This window comes from Amycolatopsis endophytica (assembly GCF_013410405.1).
Classification (GTDB): domain Bacteria; phylum Actinomycetota; class Actinomycetes; order Mycobacteriales; family Pseudonocardiaceae; genus Amycolatopsis_E; species Amycolatopsis_E endophytica.
In genome coordinates this window covers 5,041,814-5,062,974 of sequence record NZ_JACCFK010000001.1, presented here as the reverse complement: position 1 = coordinate 5,062,974, position 21,161 = coordinate 5,041,814, and the positions used below count along the sequence as shown (strand labels likewise).

The window sequence follows — 21,161 nt, the reverse complement described above, 5'->3', positions numbered from 1 at the left end:
CGACGGTGGTGGAGATACCGTTACGGAGGAAGACCCGTGAGCCGTCTGATTGTGCGCAAGACACATGCACAGGTCGAGGAGACGCGGGAGGTGGCCGGCCGCACGGACGAGCGCGGCCCGCTGCGCAAGGTCGCGGTGTGCGCGGTGGTCGCGAACCCGTTCGCCGGCAGCGGCTACGTCGAGGACCTCACTGAGATCGTCGAGGCGTCGCGGGAGATCGGCACGTCGCTCGGCGAGCGCGCGCTGGCGCTGCTGGGTGAACCACCGGAAAGCTACGGAAAAGGCGGGCTCGTCGGCACCAGCGGCGAGCAGGAGCATGTGAACGCCGCCCTCACCTCGGTGTTCGGCAACGCGTTTCGCGACGCCATCGGCGGTGGCAAGGCGTGGATCACCTCGGTGACCAAAGTGGCGGGTCCCGACGCGATGATCGACGTTCCACTGGCGTACAAGGACGAGATCTGGGTCCGCAGCCACTACGACGCGTTCACCGTCACGGTGCCCGACAGCCCACGCCCCGACGACCTGGTGATCATCGCCGCCGTCGCGAACCGGGGCCGCATCAACGCGCGTGTCGGCGGAATGACGACCGAAGAGGCGGCGAAATGAGCCGGCTCGCAGTGACCGGCGCCGGAACCATCCTCTCCGGCGACCACCGGCAGCCGATCATCGCCGACGCCGACACGATCGTGAGTGTCGACGGGCTGATCACCGGCGTGGGCCGCCGCGCGGACCTGGCCGCGGAGGTCGGGGCGAGCGAGGCGGTGCTCGACGCGAACGGCGCCACCGTCGCTCCCGGTCTCATCGACTCCCATTGCCACGTGGTGCTCGGCGACTACACGCCACGGCAGAAGACCGTGGACTTCCTCGCCAGTTACGTGCACGGTGGCATTACCAGCGTCGTGTCGCCCGGAGAGATCCACGCCCAGGGCCGCCCGCACGACGCGATCGGGGTCAAGGCACTGGCGATCGCCGCGAAGTCCTGCTTCGCCAACTTCCGCCCCGGCGGGATGACCGTGCACGCGGGTGCCGTCGTACTCGAACCGGTGCTCACCGACGAGGACTTCGCCGACCTGCAGAAGGCCGGCGTGCGTCTCGCCAAGTTCGGCTTCGGCCTCTACGAGGACCCCGCGGACGGCTACGAACAGGTCCGCTCGGCGCAACGCCACGGCATCACGGTCATGTGCCACTCCGGCGGCGCCAGCATCCCGGGCAGCAAACCGATCACCCCGGATCATCTGTTGCACCTCGCTCCCGATGTCTGCGGCCACATCAATGGCGGCCCCACCTCGCTGTCGGCGGACGGCGTGGACACGATCATCGAGCGGACCGGCATGGCGCTGCAGCTGGTACAGGCGGGCAACCTGCGCTCCGCCGTGCGGATCCTCGAGAAATGTCACGACGAGGGCCGCCTCGACCGCGTTGTGATCGGCTCCGACACCCCGACCGGCACCGGTGTGATGCCCCTGGGTGTGCTCAAGACCGTCGCCGAACTGTCGTCGCTCACCTCGGTCGATCCGGCGGTGGTGTGGGCCGCTGCCACGGGGAACAACGCCCGCACCTGGGAGCTGCCCGCCGGTTTCATCCGGCCCGGCGCGGCTGCCGACCTCGTGGTGATCGACGCGCCGTGGGGCTCCACCGCATCGGACGCGCTCGGGGCGCTGGCCATCGGCGACATCCCCGGCGTGGCCGCCGTCGTCACCAGCGGCGAAGTCCGAGCGCTGACCAGCCGCAACACGCCCCGCGCGGCACGCCTGGCGGAGGTGCGGCCGGCGATGCCGCACCTGGCCGCCGCCGGTCACTGACCTACCCGTTCCTAACCACAGGGGAGCAACGATGTCCCTTCACGTCGTCTTCGAGCCCGGCAAGTGTCAGGGCTACGCCAACTGCCTGATCGAAGCCCCGGAGGTCTGGGACTTCGACGAGGACGCGAACTCCGCCGTGTTGCTCCAGGCCGACCCGCCGGATGTCCTGCGCGGCAAGGCGGAAGCCGCTGCCCGGTGTTGTCCGGCGAAGGCGATCACGCTCGAGGAGCGTGCAGGGTGAACCGGGTCGTCGTGGTGGGTGGCTCGCTGGCCGGGGTCAACGCGGCCGACGAACTGCGCGCCCGGGGTTTCGAGGGTGAGCTCGTGCTCGCCGGTGCCGAACGGCACCTGCCTTACACGCGTCCGCCGCTGTCGAAAGCAGCGCTCGCCGACGGCCTGGCCGAGGACGTGTTCCTGCGCGACCCGCGGTGGTACGCCGAACGCGACATCACGCTGAAGCTCGGGTGCGCCGCCACCGGGCTCGACACCCGCGCCCGCCTCGTCGCGTTCGAGGACGGCACCACTGAGCAGTACGACGGGCTCGTGATCGCCACCGGATCGGCCGTGGCCCGCGCGGTACTGCCCGGTTCCGTCGAACTGCGGGATCTGGACGACGCGCAACGGCTGATCCGGCTGCTCTCCGGCGCGCGCTCGCTGCTGGTCGTCGGCGCCGGGTTCGTCGGCCTGGAAACCGCCGCCACCGCGCGTGGCCTCGGTCTCGACGTGACGGTGGTCGATGTCGCGCAAACGCCCATGAGCCGCGTCCTCGGTCACGGGGTGGGCGCATGGTTGCAAGCCCGCCACGAGGAACGCGGCGTGCGTGTCCTGTGTTCCACCGGCATCACCGGTCTGTCGCCGGCCGGATCACGGACTCGCGCCGAGCTTTCGACAGGGGAAGTGCTGACCGTCGATGTCGTGCTCGTCGCGACCGGCGCGCGGCCCGCGACCGCCTGGCTCGGCGGCTCCGAGGTGCCCGTGGCCGACGGCGTGGTGTGCGAGCCGACACTGGCCGCCGGCGTGCCCGGCGTGGTCGCGGCCGGCGATGTGGCGCGGTGGCACAACGCGCTGTTCGGCGAGACCATGCGCGTCGAGCACTGGACGAACGCCGTGGAGCAGGGCATCCACGCCGCCGGCACACTCCTCGGCGACGCGCGGCCGTTCGAGTCCGTGCCCTATTTCTGGAGCGACCAGTTCGAGGCGAAGCTCCGCTGTGTCGGCCGGCCGCTGCCCGGCGACGAGACGGAGGTGCTCGTCGACACCGCGACCAAGCTCGTGGTCGTTTACGGCCGCGAGGGACTACTGCGCGGCGCCGTGTGCGTGAACGCGCCGCGAAAGCTTGCCTCTCTGCGCCAGGCCATCGCCGAACGGACCTCGTTCGACGCCGGCCTCGTGCGCTCGTGAATCCCCCACCCGGCCAACAAGAAAGGACCGAGATGACGAACTCTTCCGTCACCGCCAACCGTGACGCGTTGTCCATCATCGAACTCTTCCCGCAGGACGAGGACTGGTCGCTGCAGACCATGCGGTTGCTCGCGCAGGTCGCGGTCGGGGGTGCGGACCTGTTCGAGTGTGCTCGCACGGCCGCGCGCATCGGCAACACGAGCACCGACGGCGAAGTCTGGCAGCGCGAGTGGAGCCGCACGGCCGAGGAGATCACCGCCGCGGCCGAAACCGCTCTGGCCGAGGGTAATCTCACCACCGCGCGACGGGCCTTCCAGCGGTCCGGCAGCTACTGGCGCCACTCGGAGTTCTTTCTCGACACCGCCGACCCCCGCCGTGAGCAGGCCTACCGCAACGGCACGCGGAACTTCCAGAAGGCCGCGGAACTGTCTGGCGGACTGATCGAGCGGATCGAAGTGCCGTTCGAGGGCGTCACGATGGACGGCTACTTCGTCAAGCCCGACGCGAGCGGCACCCCGCGCCCGACCGTGCTGTTCCTCGGTGGCGCCGATTCATGGGCCGAAGAGCTGTACTTCATGGGTGGCACGGAGTTCCCCTCGCGCGGCCTCAACGTCGTACTCGTCGACACCCCCGGGCGCGGTAGCTCGCTGCGGTTCAAGAAGCTCTACAGCCGCCCGGACTACGAAGTTCCGGTGGCGGCCGTGCTCGACTTCATCACGCAGCGGCCCGATGTGGACACCGATCGCATCGGCCTTGCCGGCGTCAGCTTCGGGGGCTACTACGCCCCGCGCGCGGCGGCATTCGAACCGCGGGTGAAAGCGGTCGCGGCGTGGTGCGGCACATGGAGCATCCTCACCGACTTCTACGAGTTCTACCCGCCGCTGCAGAAGCAGCTGCAGTGGCTCACCGGTTCTGCCGACGACGCGCAGGCCCGGCACAAACTCGCCGAGTTCACGCTTGACGGCGTCGCGCAGAAGCTGACCATCCCCGTGTACGTGATGCACGGGACCGACGACCTCATCATGGACATCAAGGGCGCCCGGCGCTTCATCGACGCGCTGGCCAGCAACGACGTCACGGCCGACATCTACGACGGGGCCGGATCGCTGCACTGCAGCTACGACTACTTCTCCGTCGCAACGGCTCGGCTCGCCGACTGGTTCGTCCACAGGCTCGGGTGACGGCCATGTCCCTGTACGAAGTCCACAAGCTGCTCTGGGACGTCCGCCGGGTGCGCGACGTGACCGAGCGATACCGGTCCGACCCGGACGCGGTGCTCGACGAGTACGGCGTCGAAGGCGATTTCCGCACCTGGATGAAGGATCTCGACTTCAAGTCCCTCTACGAGCACGACGTCAACCCCTACCTTCTGTACTTCTGCGCGATCCAGCTGGAGGTCGACCGTGCCGACTATTACGCGCGTATCCGAGGGGTGAAGGCCCGATGAGCACACCGCGCACCGGAGGCAAGATCGTCGGGGCGTTCGCCGCTTCGCATTCGCCGGGCATCACCGGCTGGCCGGAACGAGCGGCGGAGGACGCCCGCAAGGCTGTCGAAGGAGCCTATGCCGAAGTGCGCCGGCGGATCGCCGAGCTGGAGCCCGACGCCGTGATCGCGGTGTCGGTGGAGCACTTCACCAACTTCAGCCTCGGCAACCTGCCTGCTTTCGCCATCGCGACCGGTGAGGACTACCTCGGCCCGGCGACTCCGGAGATGGCGAAGTTCCTCAATGTGCCCCAGCATCGCTACCCTGGCGACGCAGCGCTCGGCGAGCACCTCTACAGCAGTGCGCTCGACGCCGAGTTCGACCCCGCGCTGGTCCAAGGTGGACTGGAGTTCGACGAGAACTTCTGCGTGCCGCTCAAGCACCTCGACCCGGACTCGCGCTACCCGCTGGTGCCGGTGATCGTCAACGGCGTCAACCCGCCCTGGCCGACCGCCAAGCGCTGCTACGACTTCGGTCGCATGCTGCGTGGCGCCGTCGCCCGGCAGACGGCGGCGCAGCGGGTGGTCGTGCTCGCCACCGGCGGCCTGTCGCATTGGGTCGGGCTGCCGGAGTCGGGCGACATCAACGAGAAGTTCGACCGCGATTTCCTCGCCCGCCTGGAATCCGGTGACCCGGCCAGGCTCACCGCATTCACCCGCGAGGAGATCGACGCCGCCGGCAACGGGGCGCACGAGATCCGCACCTGGCTCGTCGCCGCCGGCGCGGCCGCGACCGGTTTCGACGTCCTCGCCTACGAACCGGTGTCCGCCTGGTTGACCGGGACGTCGGTCGCCGCCGCCCGAATCTGACTGTCCCCTCGCAACGCCCACCCCGAAGAGAAGGACACTGACATGAGCAAGCAGCCGAAGGTCACCGGACGCGACATGCGTGGCGTGATGGCCTATCCCCCGACCCCGGCGCTGCCGGGCGCCGAGCGCGTGGACGCCGCGAACACGGTCGACCTCGCCGAGACCGAGCGCATGATCCGCGCGTTCATCGGCGATGGCGTCGACGCGATCGCCCTCAACGGCACCCTCGGTGAGATGGCCACCCTCACCCTCGACGAGTGGCAGGCCTACGCCGGCTGCGTGGCCGAAACGGTCCGCGCCGTCAACCCGGACTTCCCGGTCTTCATCGGCGCCACCACCCTCAACACCCGCGACACCGTCTCGCGCATGCGGTTCCTCGCCGATCTGGGCGTTACGGGCACGCTGCTCGGCCGTCCGATGTGGGGGGAGATGGTGGCGCCGGTGATGGAGCGCTTCTACCGCGACGTCGCCGAGGCCGTGCCCGAGCTGGCCATCGTTGTCTACGACAACACAGCGGCGTTCCGCGGCATCATTCCGCGGCGCGTGTACCGGACATTGGTGGAGCTGCCTCAGGTCGTCGCGGTGAAGTACGCGGGTGGCGCGTCGGTCGGCTTCCGCTACCACAACGACATGGCTCACACCGGTACGAGGTTCCCGCTCATGCCGATCGAGACCGACTGGTTCCCCGCGTGGGAGATGTACGGCGAGGAGCTCGTCGGGATGGCCTGGTCCTCGACGACCGCGATGGGCCCCGGACCGGTGCTGGAGCTGCGCGACGCTCTGCGGCAGGGCCGCTTCGACGATGCGCGCTGGCTCACCGAGCGCCTGCGATGGGCGCACGAGCCGTTCCTGGTGGGCCAGGACTTCACCGAGTTCGCCAAGTACAACGTGCCGCTGGAAAAGATCCGGGTCAACGGCGCGGGCTACCTCGACGTCGGCAAGAGCCGCGTGCCCTACACCGAGGACCTCGTGCCGGCCGAGCACGTCACCACGACCGAGGAGCACGTGGCACGCTACAAGCAGATCGGCGCTGAGATCGAGAAACGCTTCGGCGTGCGGCAGTCGACCGGCCGGTGACCGCATGACCGCCTTCAACGATGCGACCGGGCTCGCCGATTGGGTGAGCCGCACCCGCGCGGGGCTCACCGAGGGCCGGTTTCCGGCACGGGCGTTCAACGACGTGGACGTCCACGCGCTGGAACAGGAACGGCTGTTCGCGAAGGCGTGGTGTTTCCTGGCCCACGAAAGCGAAATCCCGTCGCCCGGTGACTACGTGACACGCAAGATAGGGAACAACAACCTGATCGTCGCACGGGACGAGCACGGCGTGATCCATGCGAACCTCAACATGTGCCGTCACCGCGGCAACGTCATGTGCAAGTCGGAGATGGGCAACGCGAGCCACTTCCGCTGCTCGTACCACGGCTGGACGTACAAGAACTCCGGTGAGCTCGTCGGCGTGCCCTACATGAAGGAGGGTTACGAAGGCCGTCTCAAGCGGAAGGACTGGGGTCTGGTCGCGGTGCGCGTGGACACCTACGAGGGACTCGTTTTCGGCTGTCTCGACCCGGAGGGGCCGTCACTGGCGGAGTACCTCGGCGGGTTCCAGTTCTACCTCGACCTCTACCTCAAGCACGGGCTGGGCGGGGTCGAGGTGCACGGGCCACCCGACCACTGGGTGGCCGACACGGACTGGAAGATCTGCGCCGAGAACTTCGCCGGCGACGGCTACCACACCCCGGTGGCCCACCAATGGGGGTTCCACCTCGGGTACTTTCCGTCGTCGGGCACCACGCACAGCCAGGGCTGGGCCGCGAGCATCCCGGGCAAAGGCCACGGCATCGGCCTGGGTCACGGCCCTGGCTACCCGGCCTTCTCCGGGTTCCCCGACCAGGTCGTGGCGGGGATGAAGGAGGCCATGAGCCCGGAGCAGGTGGCGGTGTTCTCGCAGATCCGGACCGCCGTGGGCACGGTGTTCCCGAACCTGTCGTTCCTGATGCAGCCCTTCAGCCTCGTGCCGGGGGATCCAGGAGTGCGGTTCGTGACGATGCGGCTCTACCACCCGGCCGGTCCGGGGCGGATGGAAATGTACTCGTGGTGCCTCGTGCCGAAGGACGCCCCGGAGGACTACAAGGCCGAGGCATACCGTGCGTACACGCTCGCGTTCGGGCAAGCGGGCACGTTCGAGCAGGACGACTTCGAGAACTGGACCAAGGTCACCGCCTCGGCCGGTTCGGGTCTGGTGCGCGACCTCGACTTCCCCTACATCATGGGGATGGAGAGCGAGCCGGTCCCGGAGTTCCCCGGGCCCGGGCACGTCGTGCGCCCGTACGTCAACGACACCAACTTCCGGAACATGTGGAGCCGGTGGGGCGACTACCTGGCGGGTGAGGCGTGATGGGCGCGGTGGATTGCGACACCGTCGCCGCGGTGACGGAGTTCCTCTACCGGGAGGCGCTGGCGCTCGATGAACGCCGGTTTCGTGACTGGCTGGCGCTGCTGACCGACGACATCCGGTACGAAGTGCCGGTGCGCGTCACGCGGGAAAGCCTCGCCGACTGGGAGCTGTCCCCGACGTCGCGGATCTTCGACGACGACCGCGACACCCTCGAGGTCCGGATCCAGCGCCTGGAGACGGACTTCTCGTGGGCCGAGCAACCGCCGTCGCGTACCCGGCATTTCGTGACCAACGTGCTGGCCGATCCGGGCGAGGGCCCGGACGAGTTCCGGGTCTCATCCAACTGCTTCATCTACCGCAGCCGGGGCGACGACCCGACGCCGAGTTTCTACTCGGTGGCGCGCAAGGACGTCGTCCGCCGCACGGCGGACGGCTGGCGGCTCGCACGGCGGTGGGCGGTGTTCGACCAGTCGCTGATCAACGCTCACAACCTGTCCATCTTCGTCTGACAGTTCGATTGGGAGGTACCCGTGGACGAGCCGGGGATCGAACGCCCGCCGATCGGTGACGTCGTCGAGCTCGACGCCGAACCGGGTGACGGGCCGATCGTGATCGCGAACGAGTTCGTCGACGTCGTGGTCCGCAAAGTGCAGACGCGCAACGGGATGCGCCTGGACATCTGGTCACCGCGTCGGGGCTCGAGGGTGCTGCTCGACGCGGTGGCGCTCGACTGCCTCAGCTTTCAGGAACCGGAGCTGATCTCAGCGCTGCTCCAACGGCGGCCCGCGCCATGAGCTTGACCGGGCTCAGCATCCTCGTCACCGGTGGCGGCTCCGGCATCGGCCGGGCCGCCACCCTGGCCTACCTGCGCGAAGGCGCGAGGGTGACGGTCGTGGAGCGCTCGGCCGCCCACGCCGAGACCGTGCGGGCCGACGCCGGCTCACTGCCGTTGACGGTTGTCGAGGGAGACGCGACCTCGCCGGCGGTGCTTGCCGAAGCGGTCGCGGTGGCCGGGCGGGTCGACCAGCTGACGTGCTGCGTCGGTGTGTTCGACCACTACGCCTCGATCCGGACGATGCCGGTGGCCGACCTGGTCGCCGCGGCGCAGGAAATCTTGCGGATCAACGTGGTCGGTGCGCTGGTAGCGGTGCGCACGGCGTGGCCGGAGCTGCACCGAGCCCACGGATCGGTGACGTTGACGCTGTCGGAATCCGCGTTCCATCCCGTCGGTGGCGGCGTGCTCTACGGCAGCTCGAAATGGGCCCTGCGCGGCGTCGTCCAGCATCTCGCCGTGGACCTCGCGCCGACCGTCCGGGTCAACGGCGTCGCACCCGGTGGCACTACGGGCACCCGGTTCTCCGGCCTGAACGCGCTCGGCGGCGCGCAGTCCTCCGTGGACGCCGATGGTGGCCGCCCGGCGCGTATCGCCGCCACCACGCTGCTCGGGACCGCGGCTGCGCCGGAAGACCACGTCGGCGCGTTCCTCTACCTCGCCGACCCGGCCGCTGCACGCGTCGTCACCGGCGTCGTCATCAACTCCGACGGCGGCCGGGCCCCGCTCACCGCAAAGGCGCCCGAGGCGCCGGCCTGATTTCGCGGACCTTGGTTCCGGGTGGGTGCACGAGACGCCGGTCGCGCACCTGCCTGGTACTTACCCTGGTGCGTGAGCAGAACCCGCCGGTTGTCGTCGCCCACGGCGTAGAGCCAGGCGACCGGTGTGCGGCCGCCGACTCCAGGCCGAGGTCGTAGGTGGTCAATGTCAGTTCGCCTTGACACCGAGGCGGATCGCCGACACCAGGAAGAAGATGCCGCCCAGCACGGCGTAACCGGCCACCGCGGACAGCGACGGATCCGCACCGGAGGCGCTGATGACGAAGTTGCCGCCGGCCAGCACCGAGATGCCGCCACTGAGGATCATCGGCCACTGGCCACCCATCCTCCGGCGCACGACCGCCACGATCAGCTGGACCAGCCCGGCCACGATCGCCCAGGCACCCCACACCCGCAGCACCGCCGGAACACCCGACGCCGCCGCCACACCCACGCCGATGGTGGCAAGCACACTGATCGCCATGTTCACATACAGCCCGCGAACCGACCCGGAGCCCTTCGCCGACCGGGCGTCCACCATGGCCGCGCCGACGTCGAACAGCGGGTAGATGACGACCAGGACGACACCGGCCGCCCCCAGGCCCGACTTGGTCGTCAGGAACACCAGCACCGCCCACACGATGGCGAAGGCGAAGCGCACGAAATACAGCCGGCGAAGAGCCGGTGCGAACCCGGCTACGGCGGGCGAGTCGACAGTAGTCACCATGATCCCTTCAGCACGAGAGCCCGGCCCTCGGAAGACCGAACGTTCTATCTCCGCCTAGCGTGAACCGGTGGCGGCCCCATGTCAAGACCGAACGTTCTAGCTTTCGGAGAACCGTTCGGTCCGCAGCCTGGTCACACCTCCTCGGCGCAGCGGCTGATCTCCCGCGAGCCAACGGGATTCCCGCAGCCGGCGTCGACCGGGAATCTCGCCGTAGCACAGCCAGTTCGCGGCGGCGGCTGCCTCGCACGGCAGCCGCCGACCGTGCCTTCCGCCGGAGGGCGGTCACCCGGCGCGACTCGATCCGTGCCGGCCGTCCGATCGTCCTGCCGGTTCACCCCAGCTGCGGTACTCGTCGGCGGGCAGCGGATGATCCACCGGGACGATCCGGGAATGCACCGCGGTCAGGCAGCCGGGGCAGAACAACTGCCGGAAGACGACCTCCGCATCGACGTAGTCCAGCGGGTCGTGCCAGATGTGGGGCCCCGCCTCGGTCGGTGGCGCGTCCCGGCGGGCCAGCGACGCGACGAACGCACCTCCGGCCAGTGGCCCGATCCTGGTTCCACAGTGGACGCACAGCACCGTGCCGCCGTCCGGCGCCTCCCGGACGGCGAGGTTGTCGTCGAGACGGCGCAGGCCGGTCAGCTCCGGTTCGCCGGCAGGCGCGAGCCGGACCTGACCGGCCAGTCCGGCACCGGAAGCGCGGCGCCGCCGCAGCTGCGCGCGTCGTTCTTCGGTCGCGGCCGCGTCCACTTCACCGTCCTCGCGGAGCAGGACCCCGTAGACGTCCCCGGCCGCGTCTGCCGTCACGCGAACCTGCCGCACGTCGTCGCGGACGCTCTCCGGCGACCGGAGCAACGGATCGCCGTACCCGCCACCGGCCTGCCAATGGAGGAAGAGCGCGTCGCCGGGTCCCAGGTGGGACTCCCCTTCGCAGGGCAGTACCTCGATCTCCCCGCCCAACTCGTCGAGACCGGCGGGAATGAGCGACGCCTGGGCGAGCTGGGGATCGTTCACCCCGCGCACGACCAGGTCGAGCTGGGAGTTGCCGGGGTAACCACCGGCCAGGCCGACGTTCTGGTTCGCGACCTTGCCGGTGCCGGAAACCACCAGTGACATCGTCCCGTTCTGGTCCGGATGCTGGACGTAGCAGACCGAGCCGCTCATCCCCCCGCGCTGGCGGCCGGGCCCGCCGGAGTCGGTCTCCTCGCGGCGCCACAGGGCGACGAGCGGGTAGAGGTACTCGGTCATCTCGACGTCGGGTGCCCGCGCCGACGGGATGATCAACCGGCCGCCGGTGTCGACGCCGTCGTGGTACACCTGGGCGCCGTAGCCACCCGCCATGACGTCGAAGACCGGTGACACGAAACCCTTCCCCGCGCCGTCGCGGGTGTCCACACCGGACACGACGCAGAGGTCGGTGGTGCCGTTGCAGATGGACTGCACGTCGGTGCGGTGGTCCGGTTCCGCGTCCAGCATCTTGGCCAGCACCTCGGCGACGAGGTTGCCCGATCCCCAGGCCGGACCGAAGGGTCCCTTGCCGACCGCCGCCGGGAAGGACGCGTTGGTGATGGTGTCCTCGTCGGTGATGATCTCGAAGCAGCGCATCAGTCCCCCGGCCGCCCATGGGATGTCCCCGGCCAGCAGCGGCAGCATCGTGAAGACGATCCCGGCCCGCAGCCCCGGGTAGGGGCAGTTGATGATCCCGGTCTGCCCGGCGGTGCCGCGGAAGTCGAAGACGAGCGTGCCCGCTTCCTTGGTCATGGCCACCTTGATGGCGTGCAGACCGCGGTCGCCGGTCTGCGACTGCTCCTGATAGCCGACCGCGGACCAGGTGCCGTCGGGCAGCGTCTCGAGCTTGGCCCGCAGCCGGCGCTCGGCGTCGTCCATCATCCGGCGCATCACCGACTTGACCGTGTCGGCGCCGTACCTGGCGATGAGCCGCAGGATCTGCTCGGCCGCGTTCTTGTTGGCGGCGATCTTGGCCCGCAGGTCGAGGCCCACCAGGTGCGGGAGCCGCGAGCGGCGGACCCAGGCGTCGGCGACGTCACGCTGGAGCACGCCGCCGCGCACCACCTTCATCGGCGGCGTGGGGACGGCCTCGCCGAAGACGTCCCGCGCGGAGGGGCTGAACGAACCCGGCCGCGGCCCGCCCAGGTCGACCTGGTGGGCGATGGCCGTCGTCCAGCCGAACAGCTTGCCCTCGTGGAAGATCGGCGCGAGGATCGCGGCGTCGTTCTGGTGCAGGCCGCCGCCGATCCACGGGTCGTTGCACAGGAACATGTCACCCTCGGCGATACCGGGGTTGTCGCCGCGGTGCCGGAGCGTCCAGGTGATCGCCAGGTCCATCGAGCCGATCAGGCCGATGTTGTAGGTGCCGACCTGGACCTGCTCACCGAGTTCATCGCAGATGGAGAAGTTGAAATCGTTGGACTCGGTGACGACGTGGGAGCCCGACATGCGGCGCAGCGTCTCCCCCATCTCCTGGGTGATCGCCCAGAGTCGGTGCCGGACGACCTCGTAGGTCAGGGCGTCGACCTCGGCGTCGCCGGCCTGGTGCAGGGGCAGGGTGGACGAGATCTGCCGCAGCAGCTCGTCCCGTGGCATGGGCCGGCTGGTGAACTGGTCCGCGCCGGGGATCCTGGATGTCATGGGAACTGTCCTCACTGGTAGCGCAGCACGAGGTTGCCGAGGTGGTCGACTCGTCCGGTGACCCCGGCGGGGACCACGACCACCGTGGCCGGGACGTCGACGATCGCCGGTCCGGCGAGTTCGTGGCCGGCGCGCAGCCGCGCGTAGTCGTAGACGGGGGTCATCACGTAACCGGTCCGCGAATCGAGGCAGACCGAACGTTCCCCGATCAGGGCCTCTCGCGGGTCGGGCCCGTCCGCCTCGGGGACGGCGGGCAGCGCGACCGGGAAGCCGAGGCCGGCCTTGGCGCGCATGCGGTAGGTGATCGCCTGCACCCCGGCCTCCCGGTAACCGGCGCCGCTGCCGTTGACCCGCTCGTACTGCTCCTCGAAGCGCGCGAGGATCTCCTCGCCGGTGCGCTCGGTGAACTTCGCTTCCGGGACGGCGGTCGAGAGCTCGGTGACCTGCATCGAGTACCGCAGGTCGATCTCGCGGTGCAACGACACGTCGTGGAACTTCACCTTCTGCCGGTCCAGCGCGCGCTGCAGGTCGGCTTCGAGCCGCGCGAAGTGGGACTCGAGCACGGTGTGGTCGACCGGGAAGGACGACGGATCGGACAGTTCCGCGCTCAACGCGACGTCCGAGGCCGCGAGCCCGTACGCCGAGAAGGCGGACGCGACCGGTCCGAGCGGCACGACGACCTCGCTGACGCCCAGGTCCTGGCAGTAACCGGCGCAGTGAGCCGGTCCGGCGCCGCCGAAGGCGTAGGCGACGAAGTCGCGGGGGTCGTAGCCGGCCTGCACCACGGCCCGCCGCAGCAGGTCGCCCGCCTGCGCGTTCTGCACCTCGTGGATGGCGATGGCGGCTTCTTCGACGGTGAGGCCGAGCGGCTCCGCGACGTGCACGCGGATCGCCTCCCGCGCGAGGTCCATCCGCAGCGGCTTGCGGCCGCCGAGCAGGCCCCGCTCGCTCAGGATGCCGAGCACCAGGTTGGCGTCGGTGTTCGTGGGGCGCGTCCCGCCGTTGCCGTAGCACGCGGGGCCGGGCACGGCTTCGGCGCTCTGCGGGCCGAGCCGCAGGTTTCCGCCCTCGTCCACGGACGCGAGGGCCCCGCCGCCGGAGCCGATGGTGTGCACGCGGATGGTCGCCGCGTTGATCGGGAACTGGTTGACGATGGAACCCGGCGCCATGACCGGCTCGCCGTCGACGATCAGTCCCGCGAGGAACGTCGTGCCCCCGACGTCGGTGGTGATCACGTTGCGGTGGCCCAGCTGACCGGCCAGGCGCATCCCGCCGACGACGCCGCCGGAGAGCACGGACCCGACCGTCGTGATGGCGTGCTCGGGGGCCCGGTCGGCGGTGATGGTGCCGCCCTCGCTCTGCATGACCAGCAGCGGTCCCTTGAGCCCGCCTTCCTCGAGCCGTTTCCGCAGCGGCAGCAGGTAGGTGCGCAACCGTGGGCCGACCTGGGCGTTCATGATCGTGGTGGAGGTCCGCGCGAACTCGCGGATGCGGGGGCTGACCTCCGAGGACAGCGTGACGTAGGTGTCCGGGGCGATCTCGTGGACCAGCTCCCGCACACGCTGCTCGTGGACGCCGTTCTTGAACGACCACAGCAGGGAGACCGCGATCGCCTCCACCCCCTGGTCCACGAGGGCCTGTGCCACTCGGCGGACCTCGTCCTCGTCCAGCGGTACCAGGATCCGCCCCGCGTGGTCGATCCGCTCGGTGACCTCCATGGCCCGGTACTTCGGGATCAGCGGCGCGGGCTTGCGCTGCCGGAGAGTGTCCTGGATCTCGTGGGCCGACCGGCCGAGCGTGCGGCCCTCGGCGTTCATGATGTAGATCGCGTCCCGGTGGCCCTTGGTGGCGATCAGCCCGACATCGGCGACCTGACCCTGGACCAGGGCGTTGATCGAGGCGGTCGTGCCGTGCGCGATGTAGTCGGTCTGCGAGAGCAGTTCGCCGACGTCGATGCCCAGCTCGGCGGCGAGGTCCTCGATCACGCGCATGACCCCGGCCTCGCGGTGGGGCGGGGTCGTCGGTGTCTTGGCCGACACGATCCGGCCGGCGCCGTCGGAGGCGACGGCGTCGGTGAACGTGCCGCCGACGTCGATGCCCAGTGCGTATGGCATTGCGTTTCTCCTGGTGTTCTCTACCGCTGGGGGGCGGGGACGCGCCCGGTGACTGTGGGCAGGAGCTTCTCGGGGCGGCCCTCCGCACCACCCATCCAGGCGACGTGCTGGTCCGGGCGGACGAGCAGCAACTCGGCGGGGTAGCGGTCGGGCCATCGCCCGGGCAGGTCCACGACGGCGAGGGGGATGCCGAGTTCGCGGGCGGCCCTGGTCCAGGACGTCGTCGCGGTCCGCGGGTTCACGCGCAGCAGGGTGAAGCCGTGGCCGAGCACGTCGAGCACCGACCTGTCGTCGTCGAGCCACGCGTGCGGCAGCCGGAACCCCGGCCGCGCCCGGTCCTGGAAGTCCCCCATGGTGATCTCGGCGTGGCCACCGCCGACCACCAGTGGCGAGCCCGCGTAGTGGTAGCCGAAGCTGAACCCGTCGGGTGAATACCGGCGCGGCTCGGTGACGGCGAGCCGCTCGGCGAACTCCGCGCGGGCCCGCTCGCCGTCCGGGCCGGGCAGGTGGATCTCCGGCGGGACGTCCGCGAACGACGTGCGTGCCTGGGCACCGACCGCGGTGGCGAACTGCTCGCCGACCGGCTTGCGCTCCGCTTCGTAGGCGTCCAGCAGCTCCGGTGGCGCCCATCCGTGGTGGACGGCCGCCAGCATCCACCCGAGGGTCGCCGCGTCCTGGATGCCCGCGTTCATCCCGAACCCCCCGACGGGGATCCAGATGTGGGCGGCGTCGCCGGCCAGGAACACCCGGTCCGCGCGGTACCGCCGGGCGACGAGCCGCCGTCCGGTCCAGCGGACCACGCCGAGCACTTCGTGCTCCACGGGCTTGCCCACGGAGTCCCGCAGCAGCTGTGCCGGGTCCTCGGCCTCGGTGTCGTGGTCAGGGGCGAAGGCCACGTGGTTGAGCCACAATGACGCGCCATCGATCGCGATCAGCGACGCGATCCGGTGGCCGTAGGTCCAGTACGTCCAGGCCCGGTCGCGGGCGGCGAGCCGGCCCAGCTCGGGCGAGCGGACGAAGGTCGACACGAACCGCTGGATCGCGTCGACGCCTTCGTACCGGATGCCCAGTTGCCTGCGGACGGTGCTGTGGGCGCCGTCGCAGCCGACCACGTACGCGTACCGCAGCGTGCGGCGCTCACCCGCGGTCTCCAGCACCGCCTCGACGTGATCGTCGCACTGCCGGAGGGAGACCAGCCTGGTGCCGCGCTCGAGGGTCAGCCCGGTGAGCGCGCCCGCGTGCCGCTCCAGGATGGGCTCGAGGTAGAGCTGGGAGATCCGGTGCTGCGGCTCCGGCGTCGGCCAGCCGTCCTTGCCTTCGCCCGCCAGTACCTCACGCGCGGACGGCAGATCGATCCGGTAGATCTCCTCGCCGCCCAGGGTCGTCCGGTAGTGGATCGAGGTCGGATGGTCCACCGGCAGGCCGGCCCGGCGGATCTCGCCGGCCAGCCCGAGCCGCCGGAAGATCTCCATCGACCGCGCGGAGGTGGTGTTGCACCGGGGGTTCACCCCCCGCTCCTCGGTCATTTCCACGACGTGGCAGGGGACGCCGCGCTGCGCGAGGTCGATGGCGAGAGTCAGGCCGGCGGGCCCGGCGCCCACGACCAGGACACCGGCCCGGTCTTCGCTGTGCTGTGTCATGCGCTCAGGAACTCCCCTACCAGCGTGCAGAACTCGTCGGGCCGGTCGACGTGGATCCAGTGCCCCGCCCCGGCCACCACGTCGAGGCGGGCATCGGGCAGGGACGCCGCCAGGCGCTCGGAGACCTCGGCCGGCGAGACCCGGTCGCACTCCCCGTGCAGTGCGAGCACCGGGGTCGTGATCTTCGCGAGGTCGACCGGCGGCGGGCCGTCCGCGACGTCGGCGAACATCGACCGGAACGCGGATTCGGCGCCGGGGCGCCGTGCCTGCCTCAGCCGGAGCTCGGTGAGCTCGTCGAGCAGTTCTTCGTGGACGCGCTCGTCGGCGACCAGCCGGGCGAGGGTGGCTCGCATGGCGGTCCTGGTGGGGTTGTCGTAGAACGGAATCGCGGGCGGCAGCGGCCCCGTCCCGGCTCCTCCCATGACGACCGCCCGGTCGACCCGCTCGGGCGCCATGGACAGCAACGCCAATGCCGCGGCCCCGCCCGCGGCCGAGTTGCCGACCACGTGGACGCGCTCCAGGCCGTGCTGGTCGAGGAGATCTCGTACCTGCCGGGCGCGGGCCAGCGCCCAGGCCCGCGGCCCGGTGAGCCCGCTCGTTCCGGCGATCCGCGTGCCGAACCCGAGGAGATCGGGCGCCAGGCAGCGGAACTCGCCCTCGAACCGGGACCGCACGCTCGACCAGTTGCTCGCCGCGTCGACGCCGGGTCCACCGCCGTGGAGCAGCACGAGATCTGATGTGGCCGGCACCTAGCGCCTCCTTTGTGGATCGTACGTCGGTCCGGGCTTCACGGCAGCCGGGCGAGGAACTCGTCGGCGCCGGTCAGCTGCGAGGAGGTCAGTGCCATCACCCGCAACGCGGCCACGTGCATCTCCCCGGCGGACATGGGACCTGCCCCGAGATCCGGGTAGTCACACGACGCGCACGCGTCCGAAACCACCACGGAGCGGAACCCGCGCTCCAGGGCACCCCGGGCCGTTCCCAGGACGCAGCATTCGGTCGTCATCCCGGTCAGGACCACCGTGTCCACGCCCAGTCCGCGCAGGATGATCTCCAGGTCGGTCGCGTAGAAGGAGTTGTAGCGGTGCTTCTTGATCACCGGCTCCCCCGGCCGCGGGGCGAGCCCGGGATGGATCTCCGCACCGCGTTCGCCGTCGACGAGCGCCTGTCCGGCCGCGACCGGCGGGTACAGGTCGCGGTGGATTCCCATGTCCGCCCCACCCGGACGGTGGACGTGCGTGGCGTGCAGGACGGCCATCCCGCGGCCGCGCGCCGCGGCGAGCACTTTCTGGATGGCAGGGATGACGCGCCGCCCTTCCGGGAACTCCAGCGGCGCACCTTCCTCCACGAAGTCGTTCTGCATGTCGATGACGAGCACCGCGGTGCGGGCCACGTCGATCACCTGGCTGCTCATGCGTCGGCCACCGCGCTTTCGACAGTTCCGGAGCGGGACGAGGAAGAACTGGCGGGAGTGCGTCTGAACCGGACGAGGAGGAGCACCGCGAAGGCCCCGATCACGCCGGGGATCGCGAAGATCCGGAACATCGAACCGGGGGCCCAGCCGGCCTGCAGCAGGAAACCGGCGATCAAGGGTGCCAGGACGGCACCGAGCCTGCTCACGGCGACGGCCAGGCCGAGCGCCGTCGCGCGGGCTTCGGCCGGGTAGAGGTTCGGGATGATGACGTTCATCCCCGAGATCGCGCCGTTGAGGAACAGTCCGACGAGCACGGCCACGACCAGAGCGGTGGCCAGCGTCGACAACGACACGGAGAACAGGATGAGGAAGAGGGCGCCGATGCCGAAGTAGGCCGCGGTGAGCCGCCGCGGTCCGACCCGGGACACCAGCAATCCCAGCAGGACGGCGCCGGTGACCCCGCCGATGCTGAACAGAACGCCGCCGCTGATGCCCTGCTGGTTGGACATGCCGGCCTTCAACAGCAGGCTGGGAGTCCACGAACTCGCGAAGTAGAACGTCATCTGCGCCGCGATGAAGGCCACCCAGACCAGTGCCGTCCGAAGGGCGTTGCCTCCGCGGAACAACGAATCGAGCGCCACTTTGCGCGACGCCGAGGCCGGGGGTGCCGCGGGCAGGTCCTCGACGGAGGCGCGGCCCATCGAAGCGAGGATCCGGTTCAGCTTGTCCAGGGCGTGGTGCGGCCGGCGTGCGACGAGGTAGTCCATCGACTCGGGCAGGTACCGCAGCCCGGCCACGAAGAGGACGGCGGTGGCGGCGCTGCCGAACACGAAGACCGCCCGCCAGCCGAACGGACCCAGCAGCAGGCCCGAGGCGATCCCGGCGACGAACGAACCCAGACCGTACCCGGTGGTGATCAGCGCTACGACCAGCCCCCGGCGCCGGTGGTTCGCGTACTCGGAGGTGAGTACCGGCAAACTGGCCGCCATCGCGCCCACCGCCGCGCCCGTGACGAGCCGGCAGACGAGGAGCTGGCCGAGGTCCTGCGACGCGGAGGCGGCGAGCATCCCCAGTGCGGCCAAGGCGAGACAGCCGAGAGTGAGACGCCGTCGCCCGATGCGGTCGGCGAGGGGCGCGAGGAAGAGCCCGCCGAAGGCCATCCCGGCCAGCCCTCCGCTGAGCAGTACTCCCACTGCCGAGGGGGACAAACCCCACTCGCGGGTGATCGCCGGCCCGACGAAGGACGTGACCAGGAGGTCGAACCCGTCGATCAGGTTGATCACCAGGCACAGGGCGACCGCCCCGACCTGGGCCCGGCTCATCGGTGAGTTCTTGACCTCTTCGAGAACGTTCAAGGGAAACCCCGCTTCGTCGCGACGGTCGGTCAGGCCCGGTAGAGCCATGGGCGGCAGTGGAACGCGGCTGGCAAGAGCCACTCGACGCGCTGTATGTAGCGCTCACTCTACAAGCTCGAGGAGGGGTTGACCAGTGCTCACTCCTCGGCTGCCCACAGCAGATTCGCTTGGCATCGCGACGTGAACGGCCGGGAGCACTCCCGATGAGCACCCTCCCCGGCGCAACCTCTCGACCCACGGCAACTCCTCGACATCCGCCGATCTCGGGACCAGCTTCGGTGCTAGAGTGAACACTACATACGGAAGACAGAACCTTCGGTATTGCCAATAATGCACCTCTCTCGCACTGAAGGAAACCCATGCCCGGTCACACTGACGACCGCCCATCCGTCGCCGCGGCACAGCGTGCGTTGCGCGCTCTCCTGCCCGCTCAGCAGATCCACGTTTCCGGCAAGGGCTACACCGAGGGCATCACCGTGTGGAACGCCGCGGTGAGGCACCGGCCCGCCATCGTGCTGACCTGCAACTCCACCGCCGACGTGGTGACCGGTGTGCGCACCGCACGCGAATTCGGGCTCCCGCTCACGGTCCGTGGACGCGGCCACGACTGGGCGGGCCGTGCCCTGTCCGACGGCGGCTTGACGCTGGATCTGCGGCCACTGCGCGACGTCCGGGTGAACCCCGGCGCCCGGACCGCCGAAGTCGGTGGCGGCGCGTCGGCCAACGACCTGCTGGCCGCGGCCGGCGCGCACGGCCTGGTGGCCGCGACCGGCACGATCGGGACGGTCGGGGTGGCCGGCCTGACCCTCGGCGGGGGTTACGGTCCGCTGGCCGGGCGGATCGGCCTCGCCGCGGACAACCTCCTGGCCGCCGAGGTGGTCACGGCCGACGGCTCGGTCGTGCGCACGGACCACCAGCAACATCCCGACCTGCTGTGGGCACTGCGCGGCGGAGGCGGCAATTTCGGGGTCGTCACGTCGATGACCGTCCGGCTGCACGCCGTGCCCTCCGTGATGACCGGCCTGGTGCTCTATCCCTGGCACCAGGCCACGCGCGTGCTGGAGCGGGTTCGCGAGGCACATCACGACGCGCCCGACGACCTGACGATCCAAGTGGGTGCGATCGCCGCACCGGACGGCTCGCCCGCCCTGCTGGTGCTGCCGACCTGGGCGGGGGACGCCGCGGCGCGCGAAGACCCCGCTGGTCCGGTGATGGCGCTGACCCGGCTCGGCGATCCCCTGCTCACCCAACTGGAGACCGCTCCCTACGCGGCCGCGATCGCCGCACGCGACGCGATGTTCCCCGACGGCAGGTACGTCACCATCCGCACCCGCTCCGTGCCCGGGCTCAGTGACGACGTCATCGGCGTCGTCGAGCGATTCGGCGGCAGGCTGCCGAATCCGATGTCCGGGCTGACCTTGCACCACTTCCACGGCGCCGCGGCCAGGGTCGCCGACGCAGACACCGCCTTCGCGCCGCGCCGGCCGCACCTCATGGCCGAGATCATCGGCATCCACCCGGCGCGGGACAGCGGTGAGCACGTCGTTCGCTGGGCCGACGCGGCATCCGCGGGGCTGGCCGAGCATGCCTTCCCGGGTGGCTACGCCAACCTGCTCGGGCCGGAAGCCGCAAGCCAGATCCCCCGCGTGCACGGGGACAACCTGCCCCGCCTGCAGCGGATCAAGGCAGCGGTGGACCCGGACGGCGTCTTCTCCGCCACGCCGTTGCCGATGGCCGGACCGGCCTGACCGAGCCGGCCCGCGGACCCCGTCCCCC

At 70.2% G+C, this 21,161-nt stretch carries 20 protein-coding genes; 13 read left to right on the top strand and 7 right to left on the bottom strand.

Annotation, left to right across the window (positions count from 1 at the left end; translation table 11 throughout):
- The first annotated feature begins 36 nt into the window (after positions 1–36).
- The 12 genes from HNR02_RS24920 to HNR02_RS24865 are packed head-to-tail and all read left to right on the top strand — an operon-like array spanning position 37 to position 9,487.
- Positions 37–606, top strand: coding sequence for an amino acid synthesis family protein (locus HNR02_RS24920; protein ID WP_179775534.1), 570 nt, complete (start codon positions 37–39; stop codon positions 604–606).
- On the top strand, positions 603–1,802 hold the full coding sequence (locus tag HNR02_RS24915; protein WP_179775533.1) for an amidohydrolase family protein: 1,200 nt from the start codon (positions 603–605) through the stop codon (positions 1,800–1,802). Before HNR02_RS24920 ends, HNR02_RS24915 begins: the two co-directional genes overlap by 4 nt.
- A 31-nt stretch (positions 1,803–1,833) precedes the next feature.
- Positions 1,834–2,043, top strand: coding sequence for a ferredoxin (locus HNR02_RS24910; protein ID WP_179775532.1), 210 nt, complete (start codon positions 1,834–1,836; stop codon positions 2,041–2,043).
- Entirely contained in the window at positions 2,040–3,203 is a 1,164-nt protein-coding gene (locus tag HNR02_RS24905; RefSeq protein WP_179775531.1) for an NAD(P)/FAD-dependent oxidoreductase, read from the top strand. The genes HNR02_RS24910 and HNR02_RS24905 overlap by 4 nt, the downstream gene beginning before the upstream one ends.
- A gap of 32 nt (positions 3,204–3,235) precedes the next feature.
- Positions 3,236–4,384, top strand: coding sequence for an alpha/beta hydrolase family protein (locus tag HNR02_RS24900; RefSeq protein WP_179775530.1), 1,149 nt, complete (start codon positions 3,236–3,238; stop codon positions 4,382–4,384).
- 5 nt (positions 4,385–4,389) lie between these two features.
- A complete protein-coding gene (locus HNR02_RS24895) occupies positions 4,390–4,650 on the top strand; it encodes a hypothetical protein (RefSeq protein ID WP_179775529.1) in 261 nt (86 codons plus the stop codon).
- Positions 4,647–5,498: a DODA-type extradiol aromatic ring-opening family dioxygenase gene (locus HNR02_RS24890; RefSeq protein ID WP_179775528.1), complete on the top strand. Its 852-nt coding sequence runs from the start codon at positions 4,647–4,649 to the stop codon at positions 5,496–5,498. Before HNR02_RS24895 ends, HNR02_RS24890 begins: the two co-directional genes overlap by 4 nt.
- 42 nt (positions 5,499–5,540) lie before the next feature.
- Positions 5,541–6,575: a dihydrodipicolinate synthase family protein gene (locus HNR02_RS24885; protein WP_179775527.1), complete on the top strand. Its 1,035-nt coding sequence runs from the start codon at positions 5,541–5,543 to the stop codon at positions 6,573–6,575.
- Between the two features lie 4 nt (positions 6,576–6,579).
- On the top strand, positions 6,580–7,896 hold the full coding sequence (locus HNR02_RS24880; RefSeq protein WP_179775526.1) for an aromatic ring-hydroxylating oxygenase subunit alpha: 1,317 nt from the start codon (positions 6,580–6,582) through the stop codon (positions 7,894–7,896).
- Positions 7,896–8,405 carry an aromatic-ring-hydroxylating dioxygenase subunit beta gene (locus HNR02_RS24875; protein WP_179775525.1) on the top strand — a complete coding sequence of 170 codons (510 nt, stop codon included), beginning with the start codon at positions 7,896–7,898 and terminating at the stop codon, positions 8,403–8,405. Before HNR02_RS24880 ends, HNR02_RS24875 begins: the two co-directional genes overlap by 1 nt.
- Positions 8,406–8,426: 21 nt before the next feature.
- Positions 8,427–8,690 carry a hypothetical protein gene (locus HNR02_RS24870; protein WP_218903079.1) on the top strand — a complete coding sequence of 88 codons (264 nt, stop codon included), beginning with the start codon at positions 8,427–8,429 and terminating at the stop codon, positions 8,688–8,690.
- Complete coding sequence (locus HNR02_RS24865; protein WP_179775524.1) at positions 8,687–9,487, top strand: SDR family NAD(P)-dependent oxidoreductase; 801 nt, start codon at positions 8,687–8,689, stop codon at positions 9,485–9,487. Before HNR02_RS24870 ends, HNR02_RS24865 begins: the two co-directional genes overlap by 4 nt.
- A 168-nt stretch (positions 9,488–9,655) precedes the next feature.
- On the opposite strand, the gene HNR02_RS24860 is transcribed toward HNR02_RS24865, so the two are convergent.
- The 7 genes from HNR02_RS24860 to HNR02_RS24830 form a co-directional block, all read right to left on the bottom strand.
- Positions 9,656–10,213: a hypothetical protein gene (locus HNR02_RS24860; protein ID WP_179774718.1), complete on the bottom strand. Its 558-nt coding sequence runs from the start codon at positions 10,211–10,213 to the stop codon at positions 9,656–9,658.
- Between the two features lie 282 nt (positions 10,214–10,495).
- On the bottom strand, positions 10,496–12,862 hold the full coding sequence (locus HNR02_RS24855) for a hydantoinase B/oxoprolinase family protein (protein WP_179775523.1): 2,367 nt from the start codon (positions 12,860–12,862) through the stop codon (positions 10,496–10,498).
- An 11-nt stretch (positions 12,863–12,873) separates the two neighbouring features.
- Positions 12,874–14,976, bottom strand: coding sequence for a hydantoinase/oxoprolinase family protein (locus tag HNR02_RS24850; RefSeq protein ID WP_179775522.1), 2,103 nt, complete (start codon positions 14,974–14,976; stop codon positions 12,874–12,876).
- A gap of 20 nt (positions 14,977–14,996) precedes the next feature.
- Positions 14,997–16,616 (bottom strand): FAD-dependent monooxygenase, encoded by a 1,620-nt coding sequence (locus HNR02_RS24845; protein WP_179775521.1) that lies wholly within the window; start codon positions 16,614–16,616, stop codon positions 14,997–14,999.
- Positions 16,613–17,365, bottom strand: a complete 753-nt coding sequence (locus HNR02_RS24840; RefSeq protein ID WP_312861125.1) for an alpha/beta fold hydrolase — start codon at positions 17,363–17,365, stop codon at positions 16,613–16,615. Before HNR02_RS24840 ends, HNR02_RS24845 begins: the two co-directional genes overlap by 4 nt.
- A gap of 38 nt (positions 17,366–17,403) precedes the next feature.
- Positions 17,404–18,030, bottom strand: a complete 627-nt coding sequence (locus HNR02_RS24835; RefSeq protein WP_179775520.1) for a cysteine hydrolase family protein — start codon at positions 18,028–18,030, stop codon at positions 17,404–17,406.
- Positions 18,027–19,433: an MFS transporter gene (locus HNR02_RS24830; RefSeq protein WP_246338631.1), complete on the bottom strand. Its 1,407-nt coding sequence runs from the start codon at positions 19,431–19,433 to the stop codon at positions 18,027–18,029. Before HNR02_RS24830 ends, HNR02_RS24835 begins: the two co-directional genes overlap by 4 nt.
- Positions 19,434–19,744: 311 nt before the next feature.
- Between HNR02_RS24830 and HNR02_RS24825 the strand changes: the two genes are divergently transcribed.
- On the top strand, positions 19,745–21,133 hold the full coding sequence (locus HNR02_RS24825) for an FAD-binding oxidoreductase (protein ID WP_179775519.1): 1,389 nt from the start codon (positions 19,745–19,747) through the stop codon (positions 21,131–21,133).
- The last annotated feature ends 28 nt before the right edge of the window (positions 21,134–21,161 follow it).